22 protein-coding genes and 1 tRNA gene are annotated in these 17,230 nt (G+C 55.7%); 9 read left to right on the top strand and 14 right to left on the bottom strand.

Going from position 1 to position 17,230, the window contains the following annotated elements; genetic code table 11:
* Nucleotides 1-55: 55 nt before the first annotated feature.
* From FQB27_RS12690 to FQB27_RS12675, 4 genes are all read left to right on the top strand, one after another.
* Entirely contained in the window at nt 56-748 is a 693-nt protein-coding gene (locus tag FQB27_RS12690) for a glutathione S-transferase N-terminal domain-containing protein (RefSeq protein ID WP_169561435.1), read from the top strand.
* Nucleotides 749-818: 70 nt separating this feature from the next.
* Nucleotides 819-1,307 (top strand): YbaK/EbsC family protein, encoded by a 489-nt coding sequence (locus FQB27_RS12685; protein WP_169561434.1) that lies wholly within the window; start codon nt 819-821, stop codon nt 1,305-1,307.
* A gap of 106 nt (nt 1,308-1,413) precedes the next feature.
* Nucleotides 1,414-1,683, top strand: a complete 270-nt coding sequence (locus FQB27_RS12680) for an SEL1-like repeat protein (RefSeq protein ID WP_206374641.1) — start codon at nt 1,414-1,416, stop codon at nt 1,681-1,683.
* A 118-nt stretch (nt 1,684-1,801) separates the two neighbouring features.
* Nucleotides 1,802-2,629, top strand: a complete 828-nt coding sequence (locus FQB27_RS12675) for a DUF2189 domain-containing protein (RefSeq protein WP_169561433.1) — start codon at nt 1,802-1,804, stop codon at nt 2,627-2,629.
* A 64-nt stretch (nt 2,630-2,693) separates the two neighbouring features.
* Here FQB27_RS12675 and FQB27_RS12670 read toward each other — a convergent pair whose 3' ends face one another.
* Nucleotides 2,694-3,869 (bottom strand): sensor histidine kinase, encoded by a 1,176-nt coding sequence (locus FQB27_RS12670; RefSeq protein WP_169561432.1) that lies wholly within the window; start codon nt 3,867-3,869, stop codon nt 2,694-2,696.
* A 388-nt stretch (nt 3,870-4,257) separates the two neighbouring features.
* Here FQB27_RS12670 and FQB27_RS12665 point away from each other — a divergent pair.
* Together FQB27_RS12665 and FQB27_RS12660 are read left to right on the top strand one after the other, a co-directional pair.
* Nucleotides 4,258-4,350, top strand: a tRNA-Ser gene (locus FQB27_RS12665).
* Nucleotides 4,351-4,627: 277 nt separating this feature from the next.
* Entirely contained in the window at nt 4,628-5,563 is a 936-nt protein-coding gene (locus tag FQB27_RS12660; protein WP_169561431.1) for a hypothetical protein, read from the top strand.
* A gap of 62 nt (nt 5,564-5,625) precedes the next feature.
* Here FQB27_RS12660 and FQB27_RS12655 read toward each other — a convergent pair whose 3' ends face one another.
* Entirely contained in the window at nt 5,626-6,897 is a 1,272-nt protein-coding gene (locus tag FQB27_RS12655; RefSeq protein WP_169561430.1) for a hypothetical protein, read from the bottom strand.
* Between the two features lie 122 nt (nt 6,898-7,019).
* Between FQB27_RS12655 and FQB27_RS12650 the strand changes: the two genes are divergently transcribed.
* Nucleotides 7,020-7,790: an alpha/beta fold hydrolase gene (locus tag FQB27_RS12650; protein WP_169561429.1), complete on the top strand. Its 771-nt coding sequence runs from the start codon at nt 7,020-7,022 to the stop codon at nt 7,788-7,790.
* A 35-nt stretch (nt 7,791-7,825) separates the two neighbouring features.
* Here the strand turns inward: FQB27_RS12650 and FQB27_RS12645 are convergent, their stop codons facing one another.
* Nucleotides 7,826-9,145, bottom strand: a complete 1,320-nt coding sequence (locus tag FQB27_RS12645) for a methyl-accepting chemotaxis protein (protein ID WP_169561428.1) — start codon at nt 9,143-9,145, stop codon at nt 7,826-7,828.
* Nucleotides 9,146-9,428: 283 nt separating this feature from the next.
* Here FQB27_RS12645 and FQB27_RS12640 point away from each other — a divergent pair, with 283 nt between their 5' ends.
* Entirely contained in the window at nt 9,429-9,806 is a 378-nt protein-coding gene (locus tag FQB27_RS12640; RefSeq protein WP_169561427.1) for a hypothetical protein, read from the top strand.
* 43 nt (nt 9,807-9,849) lie between these two features.
* Here the strand turns inward: FQB27_RS12640 and FQB27_RS12635 are convergent, their stop codons facing one another.
* From FQB27_RS12635 to FQB27_RS12625, 3 genes are all read right to left on the bottom strand, one after another.
* Nucleotides 9,850-10,632, bottom strand: coding sequence for a VOC family protein (locus tag FQB27_RS12635; RefSeq protein WP_169561426.1), 783 nt, complete (start codon nt 10,630-10,632; stop codon nt 9,850-9,852).
* On the bottom strand, nt 10,629-11,252 hold the full coding sequence (locus FQB27_RS12630; protein WP_169561425.1) for a 2-hydroxychromene-2-carboxylate isomerase: 624 nt from the start codon (nt 11,250-11,252) through the stop codon (nt 10,629-10,631). The genes FQB27_RS12635 and FQB27_RS12630 overlap by 4 nt, the downstream gene beginning before the upstream one ends.
* Before the next feature lie 78 nt (nt 11,253-11,330).
* Nucleotides 11,331-11,918 carry a TetR/AcrR family transcriptional regulator gene (locus FQB27_RS12625; protein WP_169561424.1) on the bottom strand — a complete coding sequence of 196 codons (588 nt, stop codon included), beginning with the start codon at nt 11,916-11,918 and terminating at the stop codon, nt 11,331-11,333.
* A gap of 151 nt (nt 11,919-12,069) precedes the next feature.
* Between FQB27_RS12625 and FQB27_RS12620 the strand changes: the two genes are divergently transcribed.
* The gene (locus tag FQB27_RS12620; RefSeq protein ID WP_169561423.1) at nt 12,070-13,035 is read left to right on the top strand and encodes an NAD(P)H-dependent flavin oxidoreductase; all 966 of its coding nucleotides are present in this window, start codon (nt 12,070-12,072) and stop codon (nt 13,033-13,035) included.
* 47 nt (nt 13,036-13,082) lie between these two features.
* Here FQB27_RS12620 and FQB27_RS12615 read toward each other — a convergent pair whose 3' ends face one another.
* The 8 genes from FQB27_RS12615 to FQB27_RS12580 form a co-directional block, all read right to left on the bottom strand.
* The gene (locus FQB27_RS12615; RefSeq protein ID WP_169561422.1) at nt 13,083-13,475 is read right to left on the bottom strand and encodes a flagellar basal body rod protein FlgC; all 393 of its coding nucleotides are present in this window, start codon (nt 13,473-13,475) and stop codon (nt 13,083-13,085) included.
* Nucleotides 13,476-13,602: 127 nt separating this feature from the next.
* Nucleotides 13,603-14,196, bottom strand: coding sequence for a LysE family translocator (locus tag FQB27_RS12610; RefSeq protein WP_169561421.1), 594 nt, complete (start codon nt 14,194-14,196; stop codon nt 13,603-13,605).
* A gap of 82 nt (nt 14,197-14,278) precedes the next feature.
* Nucleotides 14,279-14,608 carry a hypothetical protein gene (locus FQB27_RS12605; RefSeq protein ID WP_169561420.1) on the bottom strand — a complete coding sequence of 110 codons (330 nt, stop codon included), beginning with the start codon at nt 14,606-14,608 and terminating at the stop codon, nt 14,279-14,281.
* Between the two features lie 8 nt (nt 14,609-14,616).
* Nucleotides 14,617-15,171 carry an EndoU domain-containing protein gene (locus FQB27_RS12600; RefSeq protein WP_169561419.1) on the bottom strand — a complete coding sequence of 185 codons (555 nt, stop codon included), beginning with the start codon at nt 15,169-15,171 and terminating at the stop codon, nt 14,617-14,619.
* Complete coding sequence (gene fliP / locus FQB27_RS12595; RefSeq protein ID WP_169561418.1) at nt 15,149-15,958, bottom strand: flagellar type III secretion system pore protein FliP; 810 nt, start codon at nt 15,956-15,958, stop codon at nt 15,149-15,151. Before fliP ends, FQB27_RS12600 begins: the two co-directional genes overlap by 23 nt.
* Nucleotides 15,955-16,365 carry a FliO/MopB family protein gene (locus tag FQB27_RS12590; RefSeq protein ID WP_169561417.1) on the bottom strand — a complete coding sequence of 137 codons (411 nt, stop codon included), beginning with the start codon at nt 16,363-16,365 and terminating at the stop codon, nt 15,955-15,957. The genes fliP and FQB27_RS12590 overlap by 4 nt, the downstream gene beginning before the upstream one ends.
* A gap of 82 nt (nt 16,366-16,447) precedes the next feature.
* The gene (locus FQB27_RS12585; protein ID WP_169561416.1) at nt 16,448-16,735 is read right to left on the bottom strand and encodes a hypothetical protein; all 288 of its coding nucleotides are present in this window, start codon (nt 16,733-16,735) and stop codon (nt 16,448-16,450) included.
* The gene (locus FQB27_RS12580) at nt 16,732-17,076 is read right to left on the bottom strand and encodes an EscU/YscU/HrcU family type III secretion system export apparatus switch protein (RefSeq protein ID WP_169561415.1); all 345 of its coding nucleotides are present in this window, start codon (nt 17,074-17,076) and stop codon (nt 16,732-16,734) included. Before FQB27_RS12580 ends, FQB27_RS12585 begins: the two co-directional genes overlap by 4 nt.
* Between the last annotated feature and the right edge of the window lie 154 nt (nt 17,077-17,230).

Genomic DNA, 17,230 nt, shown 5'->3' with positions numbered 1-17,230 from the left:
ACCCGGCTGTGCCCGGGCAGGTCCATGACAATAAGAAACGAAAAGGACGTTGCAGATGATTGATTTATACTACTGGCCCACACCGAACGGCAGGAAGATCACAATCCTGCTGGAAGAGCTTGAGCTTCCCTATACGGTCAAGCCTGTCGATATCGGCAAGGGGGCGCAGTTCGAGCCGGATTTCCTGAAAATCGCTCCGAACAACCGGATGCCGGCAATTGTTGATCATGCCCCGGCGGATGGCGGCGAGCCGATCTCCGTTTTTGAAAGCGGCGCGATCATGACCTATCTGGCCGACAAGCATGGCCGTTTCCTGCCTGCGGATGCGCGGGGGCGGGCGGATGTGAACCAGTGGCTGTTCTGGCAGATGGGTGGCCTTGGTCCCATGGCCGGTCAGGCGCACCATTTCCGCCAGTATGCACCGGTTCAGGTGGAATACGGGATCGAGCGGTATACCAACGAGGTCAACCGCCTGTATGGTGTCATGGACCGGCAACTGGCAAACCGCGAATGGCTGGCCGGGGACTATTCCATTGCCGATATGGCCGCATGGCCGTGGATTGTTCCGTTTGAACGGCAGGGGCAGGATTTGAACGACTTCCCCAACCTGAAACGCTGGTTCGAGGCCATGGGCGCCCGTCCGGCCGTGCAGCGCGGCGCCGAAGTGGGCGAGGACCTGCGGGAACAGACGAACATCACCTCGGAAGAAAGCCGCAAGGTTCTGTTTGGTCAGACGGCGCGAACCTAGTGCATTGAAATTCTCGTAAATAAAGCCGAAACTCATCCGGGTTTCGGCTTTATTTTTTGGGAGAACGGGAATGTCGGGTTTACTGGAGCGGCCATCGGTCCGTCAGGTGATCGAGACCCTGCAGGCCGCAGGGATTGAGGGGCGGGTACGCGCGTTGGAAAGCACTGCCCGAAGCGCCGAGGATGCAGCCTCCAGCATCGGGTGTAATGTGGGGGCCATCGTCAAGACACTGGTTTTCATGGCTGGCGATCAGCTTCTTGTTGCCCTTGTGGCGGGGGATAAACGCTGTGATACCAAGGCGCTGCGGGCGCATCTTGGCGGAAGTGGCAAGATCCGGCCCGCGCCTGCCGATCTGGTCAAGGAAGAAACCGGGTTCAGCATTGGCGGTGTGGCCCCGGTGGGCATGAAGCGCCAGCTTCCGGTTTTTCTGGATGAAAGCCTTGCCCGGTTCGACAGGATTTACGCCGCCGCGGGGCATCCGCACTGTATTTTCCAGACCAGCCTGACCGAGCTTGAGGCCCTGACAGGGGGGCACACCGCCAGGGATATTTCGCATTAGGGTCTGCTGTTTCAACGCATTGTTAATATTTTTCTGTAAATCATAAATAACGAATATAGGAATTTTCCTTGTTTGATGGCTGCACTTTTCCGGGAAGGAGAGAAAAATGGCAGTATTGGATAAGACATTTCTGGATCAGAAAAATGACCGTGCAATGCTGGATGATCCGATGGAACAGTATCGGGCCGGTTTGCGCTATGCCACCGGGAACGGGGTTCCCCTTGACCTGGTTGCGGCCCACAAGTGGTTCAATCTGGCCGCCCTGAACGGCGTCAAGGAAGCCCGCGAAAACCGGGCCGAGATTTCCATGGACATGTCCCCGGAAGAAATTTCCGCCGCCCAGAAACAGGCGCGGGAATGGGTGCTTGGCCGCTGAATGAAGGGGGCTTTCTGAACGATTTCCGCGTGGCCCTGTCGTTTCCCGATTGTGTAAACGGGACGCCTCTGTATAGAATAAGAGAAAACTAACAGGGCGATACACGCGGGAGGAGCGGGTGAGCGGAAAGACAGGAGACGCGGGGAAACCGCGTAAACCGAAGTCGGACTGGCCGGACGTCAATACTGTCAGTTATTCCGACATACTTGAGGTTCTGGCAGCAGGCCTTGATGATTTCAGGAAGGCCCCCCTGTTCGGGCTTTTCTTCAGCGGCGTCTATGCCCTCGGTGGCTGGATTCTGATCCTGCTGCTATTCTGGTTCGATCTTCCCTTTCTGGTCTATCCGCTGGCGGCGGGCTTTGCCCTGATTGCCCCGTTCATTGCCTGCGGTTTCTATGTGATCAGCTTCCATCTGGAACAGGAGACCCCCCTGACATGGGCGACGGTCTTCTCAAGCGTGCGGGGCATGGTGGGGCGCGATCTGGGGTGGATGGCCCTGATTACCGGGTTTGCCCTCTATATCTGGGTCGATATCGCGGCGATCCTGTATTTCACCTTCATGGGCTTGCGCAAGATTTCCTTCAATGAACTGGTGGCCGAGGTGTTCAGCACCCAGATGGGCCTTATTCTGTTGTTTGTCGGCAATATCACAGGGGCGATGATCGCATTTTTCGTGTTCTCCATTTCCGTGGTGTCGTTCCCCATGCTGTTTCACCGGGACATTGATTTCGTGACGGCCATGGTGACCAGTGTCCGCTTTGTAATCCGCAATCCGCTGCCGCTGGCCTTCTGGTGCTTCCTGATTGCCTTCCTGATCGGGGTGTCGATCCTGTCCGGGTTGGTGGGCTTGTTGGTGATCCTGCCGGTTCTGGGGCATGCGACGTGGCATCTTTACCGGCGGGCCGTGGCGCCGGCCCCAACCGGGGGCGCATCCTCCGCGTCCTGACGGGCAGGGGTGCCGTCCTCCCTTTCAAAGGGGGCTGCGCGCGCGATCTCCTGTTTCCTTGCGGCTATTCCGGGCGCGCTGTCGCTCCGGCTGTCAGAAGGGGCTCCTCCAGCAGGGTTCTGTCCGCCGGGAAGCGCAAGCTCACCGTTGTGCCCTGATCGGGGGCGCTTGTCACATGCAGGCTGGCATCATGGGCGTCACTGAATTTTTTGACCAGTGTCAGGCCAAGGCCGGTTCCCTCGCTTTGCAGGGTTTGCGAGATCATGCTGCGGTGGAACGGTTCGAACAGGTGGGGCAGGAACTCTTCCTCCATGCCGACACCGCTGTCTGACACGGTCAGGCAGACCTGATCGTCCTGCAATCGCCATTCAATGCGGACCACGCTTCCCGGATGGGAAAATTTCACCGCGTTGGAGGTCAGGTTCATCAGGATTTGCTTGAGCCTGATCTGATCCGCATAAAGGCAGAGGGACGGGGGCTCAATCGCCACTTCCATGGCCACATTCTTTTCGCGGGAACGGGCGCTTACCATGGTTTTGACCGATTGGGTCAGGTGCCACAGGCTGGTCTGGCTTTCGTCCAGGCGAATGTTGCCCGCCTCTATTTTTGCGAGATCGAGAATTTCGTTGATCAGGGTCAGCAGATGCTCGCCCGCGCTCTCGATATCGCTGGCATAATCCTGATAGCGGGGGTCGGAATGGGCGCCGTAAACCTCTGACGACAGAAGCGACGAAAAGCCGATGATTGCGTTCAGGGGCGTGCGCAGCTCGTGGCTCATATTGGCCATGAAATCGCTTTTCGCACGGTTGGCAAGCTCGGCGATCTGCTTGGCTTCCAGAAGTTGCCGTTCTTTCTGCTTGGTGTCGGTAATGTCGCTCTGGATACTGACAAAGCCGCCATTGGAAAGGCGTCGGTCGCTGATCTGGATCCAGCGGCCATCCTGCAACCGGCCGATGAACACCCCTTGCTTGCGGTCGTTGCTTTCCTCTCGTTTCTTCAGGTCGCCCATCTTGTCGCTGGGGTCATCATCAACGACGGAATTTCCCCGTTCACTATCCAACTGGCAGAGGGTCTTGAAATGAACGCCGGGCCGCGCTTCCTCCTCGCTATAGCCATATAACAGCCGGAAGTTCCGGTTGCAGGCCACCAGATATCCATCCTTGTCATAAACGACAAAGGCTTCCGAGATCGCCTCTAGGGCGTCAAGCAGGGTGTCTTCAAGATTTGGGCAGCTACTCATTGATTCTCCTCCCCGGTCCGGAAGCACCCGCCAAAGTCGGAGCATTAGGGAACTGAATAAAATAACACTGTCATGTTTATAGCAATTCAGCCGGAATTTTTCAGGACTGAAGAAGAATACACCAATTGGCCTATACCGGATGGCAGAGGGCAGAGGCAGAGGGCAGAGGGAAAGTGCAGGGGTTGAGGCCTATAAAAGGCCCGGCGTGCCCAAAGCCACCGACCGGCAAAGCCGCTCAGAACCGACAGCTAACGCCCGATCCGCTAGGGACACCCCAACACCACCCGACCGATTTTTCCCGTCCCCTGTATGCAGTTTGAAGAATTTGTCGGATCAGAGAATAAAGCCTTTGACATTAAAATGATTTCTGGCCATATTGCGCGCCGACGGTGAAGTGGCCGAGTGGCTGAAGGCGCTCCCCTGCTAAGGGAGTATGGGGTTAATAGCTCCATCGTGGGTTCGAATCCCACCTTCACCGCCATAAATTGCAGTCCCTCTGCAAGGCGTTGAAAAATAAACAAAAATGCAAACGCTAATTTTACAGAATTTCCATAGAATCTGTGCTTAGAGCCATTCGAAGCCGAACATTGCTGTCGATACAAATAAAGCTGTATTTTCTTTGGGGGCAGTCGGCGTGAAATTATCAGGTTTTTCTGATGCTTTCTTTGAGTTTTGTAGTAAAAGCCTAATATTTAAAGTACGGTGCTAGTCACAAGGTTTCGGGAACAAGTATTTTAATACCGAGGTTTGTTATGGGTATGTCGCAGAAAGATATAAAACTCTTGTGGGGGCGCTCGGGAAATCGTTGTGCAATCAGAGACTGCCGCAAAGAGCTTACGCAAGATAAAAAAGCTGTTTCTTCAGCTTATACTCTTGGAGAGCAGGCACATATAGTTGGAGAAAAAGAAGGAGCTGCTCGTGGAAATAGTCCTTTAACTTCAGAGGAGAGAGAAGGGTATCATAATCGAATATTGCTATGTCCAACACATCATACGGATATAGATGAGAATGAGGAAGATTGGCCTGTTGAACGTCTGTATCAGTTGAAGTCAGAGCATGAGTTATGGGTTAGTGAAACACTAAGTGTTGTCAAGGATGACAAAGCTTTGGCTGCGGGTATTACAGTATCCAACATAATTGATGCTGCCGTTACTTTATGCCGTTTTGAAACTTGGTATGACTGGACCCAAAGGGCGTTGTCTCCTACGCCAATATGGAGTGATCAACATATTGAAGATATTGAGTGCTTTGAAATGAAAGTTAGAGCAGCTATATGGCCTGAACAATTTGGAGAGCTTCGTAGAGCAGCGTTGACACTCTCATGTTGTTTGGTTCGGGCGAAAGATGTTTTCTTAAGGCATGGAAGGCTTCAAGATAGCGGAGAAGTATGGAAAGCGTTGCGTTTTTACAAAGCGTACGGACATAATCCTGATTATGATCGCGACTTAGAAAAATTCAACACTTGGGTGCAGGAGTGTTATGACTTGGTTTATGAAGCGACGAAGGCTGCGAACTGGTTTGCCGATGTTGTGCGAAAAGATTTAAATCCGTTCTTTTTTATTAAAGCAGGTAAATTTGTTGTCACCGATAGGCTATTTAGGGACCTTACTGATATGTCAAGTGCTCCTGAATATTCCCAAGAGGAAAGGAAGGGGTTGCCTGCGATCTTAGTCTTAGGTGAGTATGGGAAGTAGGAACTCTCTTTGTATTGGTTCCCTAACTTGAAAAATATCCGAATTTTCAAAACCTCTATCCCTTATTCACTCCTTTCGGTGGTGAGTTTGGGGAAGGTTGTCAGGAGGTTGTTTGAGGGGGCGGCGGTTCCATTTGTGAACTGCTGGATGTCGAAGGGGGAGTAGCCGAGAGAGGCGTCAAAGCAGTCGAAAATGTTCAGGCCATAGGCCTCGCACTCCCTCACGGATCGGTCGAGATCCTTGTTGTTGCTGAGCATGGAAAGACTGACGGTGTGGAATTCGCTTTTCAGTGTTTTGGCGGTCTTCTTGAAGGCCTGATAGGTGGGGTCGTCAGTGCCTGTGGCCTTTGGGGTTTCAAGTTTTTCCGCCGTGGCCCACAGACTTGTCAGGTTCTTGAGGTCCTCTCGGGTGGTTTCGGCGGACTGTTTGGGTTCTGCACGGACATAGAACAGGACATACGGGTTGAACAGGTTCCTGTATTCAGCGGATTGTGGGGCGGGGCAGGAGCCGTTTTTCTTTTCGGCAAACTGGGGCCTGTTAGAGGCTGGATCCACCTTGAAGCAGAGATTGGCCCATACGGCCCTGTCAATTGAGATGAAGTGGTCCCTGATTTTCTTGTCCGTTCTTCCATTGGGTTCAAACAAAAAGAGGGTGTAACCCGTTCTGGCATCATCATAGGGATCGCAATTGTCACCGTTCAGGTTGAACCCCATGCTGACATTGGAAGAGCCAATGACGATGTCCTTCCCCGTATCAGACGCAATGAGACCGTCAATAAACCCGTTGATCACGGTGGCAACCTGTATTGCCGGGGTTGAGTATGGGTTGGGCGGGAACTCGATTGATTTTGCGCTTTCAAAAATATGCTGGGCCAACTGGACCGCGTCTCCCTTTCCGCGGGTTTTGATAACCTTCAGGCCATAGCTAATTCTGGAGACGGTGCCCGTACCGGCCTTCAGGTCAAACAGGTTCATGATTGGCCCTTGGGCACCGCTGTCCTGAATAAAGCCTTCCTCGGCGTTTTTCAGGTCAACTTCCCTGAGGACCGTAAATTCATACGGGGAAAAGCCAATCGTTTGACCGCTGACATGAGGGGTCGCCCCGATTGCGATGCCAATTTTGGTATCCTCGACAAATAGCCCATCCTCTTTCTGGAAGCGGACCCCCTTGAGCAGGAGGCTGAACTTGTCGTCATTTCTGCTGATACAGCGCGAATATTCATTGGAAATGAAAATTGGCTGGTTTGAGAGTTTGTAATCCTTTGCCAAAAGCAGGGTCGGAAAAATACAGGGGAGGGTGATGGCTGCTATGCAGGCGGTAATTTTTCCAATCATCTCTCTGGCTCCGTGGTGGCAGAAGGAATGGGGGAATTATTTTTTCATGATATAACTTCTGGCTGTGCTCCGTAAATTGTTAGTTGGTTGAACGGAAGACGGGGTAATATGAAAAAAGGGGCATGTGCGGTACTGCCGGTACCATGACGCGGCCCTGCCGTTGCGGACAGGTTGGGGAGGGCATGGTGAAGGTTGTTTTTCTGCCGGGGCTTGATGGGACGGGGGCGTTGTTTCCCGCGGCGCTGCTGGATATGCCCGGTGTGACAGCCCTGCCCATGGCCTTGCCGGACGTGGGGGATCGGGGGTATGAGGGGCTTGCCACAGAGATCGTTTCTGAATTGCCGGACGGGGATCTTGTTCTGGTGGCCGAGTCATTCTCGGGGCCAATTGCGGCCCTGATCGCGGCCCGCCTTGGAAGCCGGATCAGGGGCGTGGTTTTTGTGGCGACCTTTCTGACGCCGCCGAACCGCTTTCTTCTTGGAATGGCGCAGATCTTGCCGTTAAGGGGACTGTTGACCTTGTTTCCCGTTCAGGCCATTGCCCGGACCCTTTTGTTTGGGAGACTATCGGACCGGCAGATTTTTGACCGCTTCCTTGAGGTTGTCGCTGCCATGCCAGCGGGCCGGATCAGGGAGAGACTGCGCGCTGTTGGGTGCATTCCCCGAATGGCGGGGCCGATTGAGGTTCCGGTCCTTTATATCCGGGCCGCCAGGGACTGGCTGGTGCCTGCGGGGAAGGGGGAGGAATTCTCGGTGTATTTTCCCCATCTGCGGAGCGTCACGGTGGACGGGCCGCATTTTCTGTTGCAGGCGAGGCCCGAGGAATGCCGCCGCCTGATTGCGGCATTTTTGGAGGTGGTTGGGGATGCGGGGCAGGGAGCGGGACACCGGTAGCGGCTGCTACCGGTCCGTGTCTGTGCCGCCGATCGTTATAGCTTTCCAGCCAGACTGCTGATGCTTTTTTCCACGGCGGCGGCGCGTTGGCCGACCTGTTCGATCAGGTCACTGACCGCGGCGAGGTTGGTGTCCGGGTTGTCCTGATAGAGGCGGACGGCCTTTCGGGCCAGTTCGTGGATTTCCTGATGGGGGACTTCCATGCTGCGGTAGTCCGGGTCGTTTCTGACCTGATGATCCTCGACATTATAGTACCATTTCCCAAGGCGGCAGCTTGTATGCCGGGTCATGGTGTCCGGGTCCATGGTCTCGCCAATCCCCACGAGCATTTCACAGAGGCGCCGTTCCCAAAGCAGGTGGTCGGAGCGGGCGCGGCGGATGCTCTTGGCCGGGATATCGGCGGCATCGAGGGCGTCGAAAATTGTTTTCAGGGCATTTTCCGCATTGAGCAGGTCCGCCCCCAGATGCCCCATTTCCGAGTTATAGCCGGAAATCCGCGAGGTGATGCTTTCCACATCGGACAGCATGTCGCGAATGACCTCGTCCTGGCGGTGGGCATCGGAAACCATGCCTTGCATGGAGGACACAAAGCGGCCCACGGTTTCCACCATGGCGTCCGTGGTGCTGCGGGTGGTGTCAAGCTGCTGGGAGCTTTGTTCAAGTTGCTCGGCGGAGTTTCGGACATTCTCGACGATGCCGGAGGTTTCCGCCCCAAGCTCCTGTATCCGCTTGCGGATATCATCGGTTGCCCGTTCCGTCTGGGTGGACAGGGATTTTACCTCGCCGGCGACAACGGCAAAGCCTTTTCCGGCCTCGCCAGCGCGGGCGGCCTCGATCGTGGCGTTCAGCGCAAGAAGGTTGGTTTGCTTGGCGATGGCCTCGATCTGCTGGATGATGTCGCCAATGCTGTGAGTGAAGGTTGCCAGACGCTCGGTTGATGCCTCGACCGAGGCGATGCTGTCCCGAAAGCTGAGAATACGGGTGGAAAGTTCCTCGATGGCACCCGCCGATTTGCCAACCAGCGCGGCGGCCTCGCCGGAGTCCTGCTCGGCCCCGTGGCGGGATTGGGACATGCTGGCCATGATCTGCTCCAGATCGTCCAGATGCCCGTGAAAGGACTGGATATTGGTATTGGTGCTGTTGGAATGCCGGGTCAGGCGGGCGCTGTGGGTGCCAGAGCGGTTGATGGCGATGGACGCATTGACACATCCTTCCAGAAGGGTGGACATCCGCGCCTGATACGCCTTGCCAATATCCTGAACCCGCTGGCAGGCCGGGTCATCAAACCGGCTGTTCAGCAACTGGTCAAACTGCATGTTTTCAAGCAGGGTAAGGGCGGTGTCCATCTCTGACATGCTTCAGTCTTTCATCTTCAATAAACGGATCGTCAATTGGGCGCGGTTCCGGGATGCGTCCTGTCATGCCATTAGCTAGGGCGAATATGTTTAAAATTGATTTAATTTATGCGGGCTTTTGCAAGGCCTATATCTTTTTTTATTTTAAGATACTAATGTAGATAACCTTTCCGGGTATTGAATTAACCATGCGCTCTTTATAGGGTTTGCCTGGGAAAGAAGAGGGTTGGTTAGGAAGAGGTTGGGCAGAGAGACGAAGATTTTCTGATGAGGAGGAAGAGATATGGAATGTCAGGGTGTTAAGCTGAATATCGATTTTAAGCGGGGAAAGAGTAGGGAAATTCCAGCTGGTCCCGGAATATTGGCAGAAATCTATTGGAAGGAAAAAGGCATTCTTTTTAGGGAGAGTGCCAATATTGGAGGGCTCTCGAAAAGTCACATGAGGTGGGCAGATAGCCACAAAGATGGGGTGCCTCCCGCGAGAGAAGCAGGACGAAATGGAAAGATTGCAAGGTTAGCAAAAGAAAAAGGGGCTGACGGAGCAGAGCATTTCTTGGTGAGTGGGGACAAGCGTTTGACAGATAAAAATTTGCGCTTGGCCTGTAAAAGGCATCTTCAGGAATGGGCTGATAAGAATCCTGATTTCCACAGACTCACCTGATTAAAGAATAGTTCGAAACCGTCAAGGGAAGCGGCCTGACCGATCAGGGTTCCGTCAGTTCGAAAGTGACGCCGCCGCAGTGGAAGGCGGTATCCTCGGTGGGGAGGTTGGCTTCCTGTGCCCGGTTCAGCGTGTCCCGGATGGAGGTGACGGTGAGGGTCGCACGGTCGAGGCGTTCGGTTTCGGTGTCTGTCTCCCCTTTTTGGAAGGTGATATGGCCGTGATCCAGCATCAGGTTGATCCGGTCCGGCCCGTCGTCGTCGGCGGGCTTGCCAAACAGGGGGGACCAGAGCCCGGCGCGGGCCGCCGGGTCCGGCGTCAGGATGGTGATGGATTGCAGGCGGTCCGTATGATCCGTTGAAACGAACGGGTGCCAGTCCCCGCCGGCCCATTCATAACGCCCGAGAAGGTCCGTGCCGCCCTCATGCCGATCAAATTCCAGCATGGTGGCACCGGTGGCTTTTGGGTTCAGTTGCAGAAGGTCAGCGGTGGGGGTTCGGCGCTCGAACGCCGTGGGGATCCCTAGCGCGTTTGCGGCTTGCTGGCGCGGGGTGATGTCATCGCAATCGAAAATGGCCATATAACCGCCACGCCCGCCGGTGCGGTTCAGGAAACGGTGAACGGCAGTATCCGCAGCGGTCGGGGCGACAATCTCGATAAAGGTGCCGTTGAGGGCAAACATGCTGTTCTCAAGGCCGAAATGATCAAGGGCAGAGCGATGACAGGGGGGAAGATTAAGCGTGTGGGCGAGGGCGTCTTCCGCCGCCTTCAGGTCCAGCGACGCCAGACAAATCTGGCGCAACCGGACAAAGGAGGGGCCGTTCATGCGGAGGCCTGATTTTTCTGGCGAAGAATTTCCTCCTCCATATCCCGGAGGATGTCCTTGCCGAAATAGGGCTCGTCACCGACATAGAAGAAGGGGCAGCCGAATGTGCCCATTTCAACGGCGCGGGAGGTGTTATGGACAAGCTGCTTCTTGATACCGTCTTCCTGAATACGGCGAAGGATCAGGTCGGCATCAAGACCGCCCGCCTTGAGGGCCGCGGCGATCACATCGGGATCGTCCATCTTCAGGTCCTGTTCCCAGATCGCGGCGGAGATCACATCCACATAGGGCATCAGAAAGTCTTCCTCGGCGGCGACGATGGCGCCGCGCATGACCTGCACCGTATTGATGGGAAAGTTCGAATTCATCCGAAACCGGTCGAGCCCGTGGGTTTTCAGGAACCGGGCCATTTCCCGGCGCATATAGGCGTTCTTTCCCTTCACGTCCTGAAACTTGATCATGGGAGGCTGGTTATTGGTCAGCTTGAAGATACCCCCCAGAAGAACCGGCAGGTAATCAATGGTGACGCCGGTCCGCTCCTCGATGCCGGGGATCAGTTTGTGGGCGATATAGCAATTGGGGCTGCCGAAATCGAAATGGTACTGCACGATCGGGTTCATGGGGGCGTCCTCCTGTTTTTTGCCTTGTTCTTGTTTTTCTACGATGCCTTGAAAGGGTCTCCCGGACCGGAAAGAATGTCAACCAAGGGATGCAAGGCTGGTGTCGGCAAGGGACAGGGCCAGATCAATGGCCGGGCCTGCCGCGCTGTCCGGGGTTTCATAGGTGAGGGACTGGGCGCTGAGATGTTCCGGCTCGCTGATCCGGGCGACCATGTCCACAAGGGTTTCCAGGAGCGGGGGCGTGGCAACACCAATCCCGGCCATGGTCCTGAGCGCCCGCCTTACGCATTTGCGATGATCCGTATAGGCAAGGCCATACCCTTCGGAGGTGAGGCATTCCGGTCGCATCAGCAGGGCGAGGTTTTCCTTGGAAAAGGCGCGATAGCGATGCAGGTGGCTTTGCAAGGCCTGCCGGGCCGCGGCCGGATCGGCGGCGCTGCGGAGTTCCTCGCGGCTGAGGGTGAACAGGGTTTCATACCCCGAGGCAATGAAGGAAAAGGCGAGGGCGCCGATATCCGGGAAATGCCGGTAAACGGTGCCGCGGCCCAGCCCGGACAGCTTGACGATCTCGGACATGGTCGGCAGGGGCGACGCCTTGATCCGGGTGGCTTCCCGAAAGGCGGTCATGATGAGCTCGCGATTTTGACGGGCGTCACTTCTGGTCATCCGATCCTCTTTTCCTTGATGGCATCATGCTAAACAATAACTGGACAAGTGTCCATTTATCACCTATACGGACAAATGTCCACTTAGTGGGTCGAAATTGTCGCCGTGCGGAAGTCGGGCGGATGGCCTTGACTGTATAAGGAGAAAAAGAATGTCCTTGCCACCAATCTTGCAAAACAGGCTGAGCGTTCCCGTGGTTGGGTCGCCGCTGTTCATTATTTCCAACCCGGACCTTGTGATTGCCCAGTGCAAGGCAGGAATTGTCGGGTCTTTCCCGGCGCTCAATGCCCGCCCGGCAGAAGTTCTGGACCAGTGGCTGAAGCGGATCACCGAGGAACTGGACGCCTATAACCAGGCCAACCCGGACAAGCCGGCCGCCCCGTTTGCGGTCAACCAGATCGTTCACAAGTCCAATGACCGCCTGATGCATGACGTGGAAATGTGCGTGAAATACAAGGTTCCCATCGTTATCACGTCACTGGGCGCCCGTGAGGATGTGAACGAGGCCATCCATTCCTATGGCGGGATTGTCATTCATGACGTGATCAACAACTATTTTGCCAAGAAGGCAATCCAGAAGGGCGCGGATGGGGTTATTGCGGTTGCCTCCGGGGCGGGCGGTCACGCCGGAACCCTGTCACCCTTTGCCCTTATTCAGGAAATTCGCGAATGGTTTGACGGGCTGGTTCTGCTGGGCGGGGCCATTTCCACCGGCGATGCCATTCTGGGAGCGCAGGCCATGGGCGCCGACCTTGCCTATATGGGGTCCGCCTTCATCGCCACCCGCGAGGCCAACGCCGCAGAAGGGTACAAGAACTGCATCGTGGAAAGCGGTGCGGATGATATTGTCTATACCAACCTGTTCACAGGGGTGCATGGCAACTATCTGAAGCCGTCCATCATCAACGCAGGCATGGATCCGGAAAACCTGCCGGTCAGCGATCCCAGCAAGATGAACTTTGGCTCCGGCGGGAATACCAAGCAGAAGGCATGGAAAGATATCTGGGGCTGCGGTCAGGGGATCGGCGCCTTGAAGGAAGTTCCTTCAGCGGGCGATCTGGTGGCCCGTCTTGAGCGGGAATACAAGGCCGCGAAAGAGCGTGTTCTGGCGTCCTGACGGCGGACAGGTACTTGGGAAAAAGCCTCCCTTCGGGGAGGCTTTTTTTATGTCTTGATGTCCAGCAGGGCCTGTTGCATCTGGTCCCACGCATGCAGGGTCCTGATATTGGCCTCATAGGTGTTCTGCGCGATCTTGGAATTGACCAGCTCCTCGGCCACATTCACGTTCGGGCTTTCCACATAGCCCTGTTCTGATGCCCGTGGATGATCGGGGGAGTAGGTCAGGCTGGTTGCGGGATCACGCGGGGTGATCCGGGTTTCCGGGCCGCCGTTCGGACCTGTCACCTGAACCGCATTGATGGCCTTATACGCGGCCTGATCACCGGTGCCGCCCGGCGTCCCAACGGTTTGCGAGTTGGCAATATTGCTGGCACTGACGGAGACTTTCCGTGTTGAGGCCTGCATCCCGGCCAGGGCTGATCCGATAATTGAGGACATGGATTTCCTCACTTCCGTAAAATTTTAAATAAAATTTATGGTTTCATTAAATTTCTATAATGCACTTTTTAGATGTATTTTGTAAAGAAACCCTTAATAGCCGCCGAATGTTGGGTGTCAGAACCCGTCAGTCCAGCAGGATCATGGCAACGGTCCCCACAAGAAGGGTCGCCATTCCCATGTTGAACAGCAGCCGGGACCGGGGTGTGGACAGCAGGCGGCGCAACTGGGTGCCGATCAGGACCCACGCCAGAATGGACGGCAGGCTGACAAGGGCGTGTCCACCCACCAGAAAGGTGGTGTCGGAAAGGCTGACCCCTTCGTTCAGGGTGAAAGCGGCCGGGATGGTGCTGGCCATGATCCACGCCTTGGGATTGATATACTGGAACAGGGCCGCCTCGAAAAAGGTCAGCGGCTTGCCCACGGCGGCCTTGCCCACCTGTTCGGATGTTGCAATCCGGTATGCCAGATAGAGCAGATAGGCGCTGCCGGCATATTTCATGATCGGTTGCAGGATCGGCACATGATGGAAAATCTGACCGAGCCCTAGACAGGCGATGGTCAGCATCAGCAGAAAGCCGAAATAGACGCCCAGAAAATGGGGCACGGTTTGCCGGAAACCGAAATTGACCCCCGACGCGGCCAACATGATGTTGTTCGGCCCCGGTGTGATGGAGCCGATAAAGGAATAGGACAGGAGCGGAACAAGAGCGACAGCCATGGGGTCTTCCTTGTGTCAGGGTTCAGGGAATACCATGACGGCCCTGTCAAATTAAGTCAATAATGTTGTCCTAAATTGACAGTTACAGGCTGTCTTTTCTGTCCATCAGGGATAGCCATTCCCGCAGCAGCGCTAGCAGGTCTGCGGTTTTTCCGGTACAGGTTTCTGTGGGGGAAAACAGATTTTCAATTTTGAAATTATCATTGTTAATCAGTAAATTGTATGAATTTCCTGACAGTTTAAATGAGGTTTCTTCGGCGCCGTTTATGTGATCGATCAGATAGCGGGCATAGGCGGTATCCTGCTGTAATTCGGTGTCCATAAAATCCATCAACGGGCGCAGGTCTTCGGGGCCGGTAAGGGTGATGCCGTGGCGTTCGGGGGTCCAGGCCATGTGAATATCAAGGGGCATGTCCGGCCTCACGGGTCATCACGGTACAGGGGATAGGCGGTGATGATCCGGCCGTCCGGCAGAAGGTATCCCTCAATCTGGAAACCATGGCCCGATGGTCCGCGCCATTTTCGCCGGTCGGGAAGACTGTCCTGCTGATAGGCGTTCAGGATGGCCCCGACCAGTTGATCCCGATTGAAACGGTCGGGGAACAGGCTGGAGAATTTCTGTTTCCAGTGACCGGTGTCGGGATCGTAAATCTCGACAATGGCCGTATAGACGCCTGCCTTGTTGGGGCCGGAAAGTCGTTGTTTCAGGCGCTTGGTGTCCGTATCCCGACCGCCCGCCCGGTGATGAAAACCGGTTGGCTTGCCCGATCGGGAAATTTCCCCATCAAGGATATGCTTGAGGTTGAGGGGCGGCTCGGTTGCGGACCAGTGGGGGGCTGCCTGATCAGGCGCGGCAGGGCCGGGGCCGTTCGCCGGAAGAAGGCCCGCAGCAAACAGGCCCGCGACAACAAGGCTGAGCGCAAGAAGGGTGCTCGCCGCCCGGCGCAGCAGGCTATTGCGGCGGACCGGCGCCATTATAGAAACTTTCGACCAGACTTTGCGAAACCAGGTTCCACCCATCCACCAGCACGAAGAAGATCAGCTTGAAGGGCAGGGCGATCATCACCGGCGGCAGCATCATCATACCCATGGACATGAGGATGGAGGCAACGACCATGTCAATGACAAGGAAGGGAACGAACAGCAGAAAGCCGATCTCAAAGGCCCGTTTCAACTCGCTGATCATGAAGGCGGGAATGAGAACCTTGAGTGGCACCTCCTCCGGGGCGGCGACCTCTTCTGTGGCGCTGAGATCCATAAACAGAAGAATGTCTTTTTCCCGTGCGTGTTTCAGCATGAAGTCCTGAAACGGGGCGGCGATGCGCTCAAACGCGGTCGGCTCGTCGATTTCCTCGTTGATCAGGGGCAGAAGGCCGTTTTCATAGGCCGCCTCGAAGGTGGGGGCCATGATAAAGCCGGTCAGAAACAGCGCCAGCGAAATGATCACCACGTTGGGCGGGGTCGTCTGGACACCAAGGGCACTTCGCAGCAGTGACAGGACCACCACCAGCCGGGTGAAGGAGGTGGTGACAATCAGGATCGCCGGGGCGAGGCTGAGCACCGTCATCAGGACGATGATCTGGACGATGCGACCTGTCAGCGGGCCTGCTTCGTCGCCAAGGTCCAGCGACAGGGTCTGGGCGGCCACATCCCCCGGCGTCAGGGCCAGCAGGATCAGGCCAAGAATGCCTAAGCCCCCAAGAAGAAAGGCAGTGCGGGCAGAAAAGGGTAAGCGACGGGAAAGGGGCACGGTGCGGCTCATTGCTCGGGGTCTTTTTTGAAAGGATTGCGGGCAAAGGTTGGCATGCGTGGCTCATCCGAACTGGTGTCTGTCGTCGTTGACGGGGTTTGCTCTGCCTCGGGGGTGCTGTCCGCAGGGGCGTTTGCCGGTTTTTCCTTTTTGCGAACGGGGATATCTGTCTCGATCACCAGATCCCGTTCCGGGCCCAGCAGCAGAAGATGCTCCCGATCGTCGCGGCGCACCAGAACCAGCCTGCGCTTTGCGTCAATCGCCTGCACGGCCATGACGCCAAGGCGCTTGCGCTCTCCCTTGCGGGTGTCGGCCCGTGGGGTCATGCCAAAACGCCGGGCCAGAACCGTAATCAGACCGATCAGTCCAAGGACGAAAATCAGGCCCATGATGTATTTCAGGTAGGGAAGAAGTTCCATTTACTCGTTTTCCAGCCGGCCCCGATGATGCAATTCATGAGAAACTGCCTCTCAGACTAGCGTTACTTGATTGATTTGAAAACTATTCTTTGTCAGGTTCAAGCACTTGAAGCTGGACATTGATCTTCTGGAAATGATGCTGGATTTCATGGGACAGCCCGTCAAGGGAGGCAAGAACTGCCTGCAGCGCCGTGACAAGATCGTCCTTGTTGTCGAATTGCCCCTGTTCAACCTGTTCGTGAAGATGGGCGAGGCGGTTCGGCAGGCCGGAAATATCAATCACCCGCCCTTCGGTCGTTTCCGCAATATAGGACTGTATCTCCGCGTCCATATCCTGAATGCTGGTCAGCAAGGCGTTGGCGTCGGTCATGGGATTTTGTCCTCTACATCTACATCAAACTCTACTCTGGTCTCTTTCCCGTCCTGCAGGCGATACAGATAGGACAGGATTTCCGACACGGCGGCGAAGGCCTCAAGGGGGATGGGGGTGTCCACATCCACCTGCGACAGGATTTCCGCCAGATCACTGTCCTCGCGTACTTTTACATCATTGTCAAAGGCAAGGCGCAGAATTTGTTCGGCAACCTCGCCGCGCCCGGTCGCCGTGATGGTGGGCGTGTTGGCCCGGTCGCCCTGCTGCGACAGGGCAATGGCGATTGCCGGGCGCTTTTTTCCGGGTTCCGTTTGCGGTTTGTTTGTATCGTCGGGCATTCCCGTCTGCCTGTTTAGCCTGTATCGGACCGGATCAGGATACAGAAGTTTTTCCATCAAGGCTATTCCCTGTTGGATGGCGCCGGGGGAACTGCGGGTTCCCCGCACGGGGCAGGGCAGGCGGAAAAGTTTCTGAAACTCCGGGTCCGGGTTC

The sequence above is a fragment of the Sneathiella chinensis genome, assembly GCF_012720115.1.
Taxonomy (GTDB): domain Bacteria; phylum Pseudomonadota; class Alphaproteobacteria; order Sneathiellales; family Sneathiellaceae; genus Sneathiella; species Sneathiella chinensis.
This window is presented reverse-complemented; position numbering and strand designations above follow the sequence as displayed.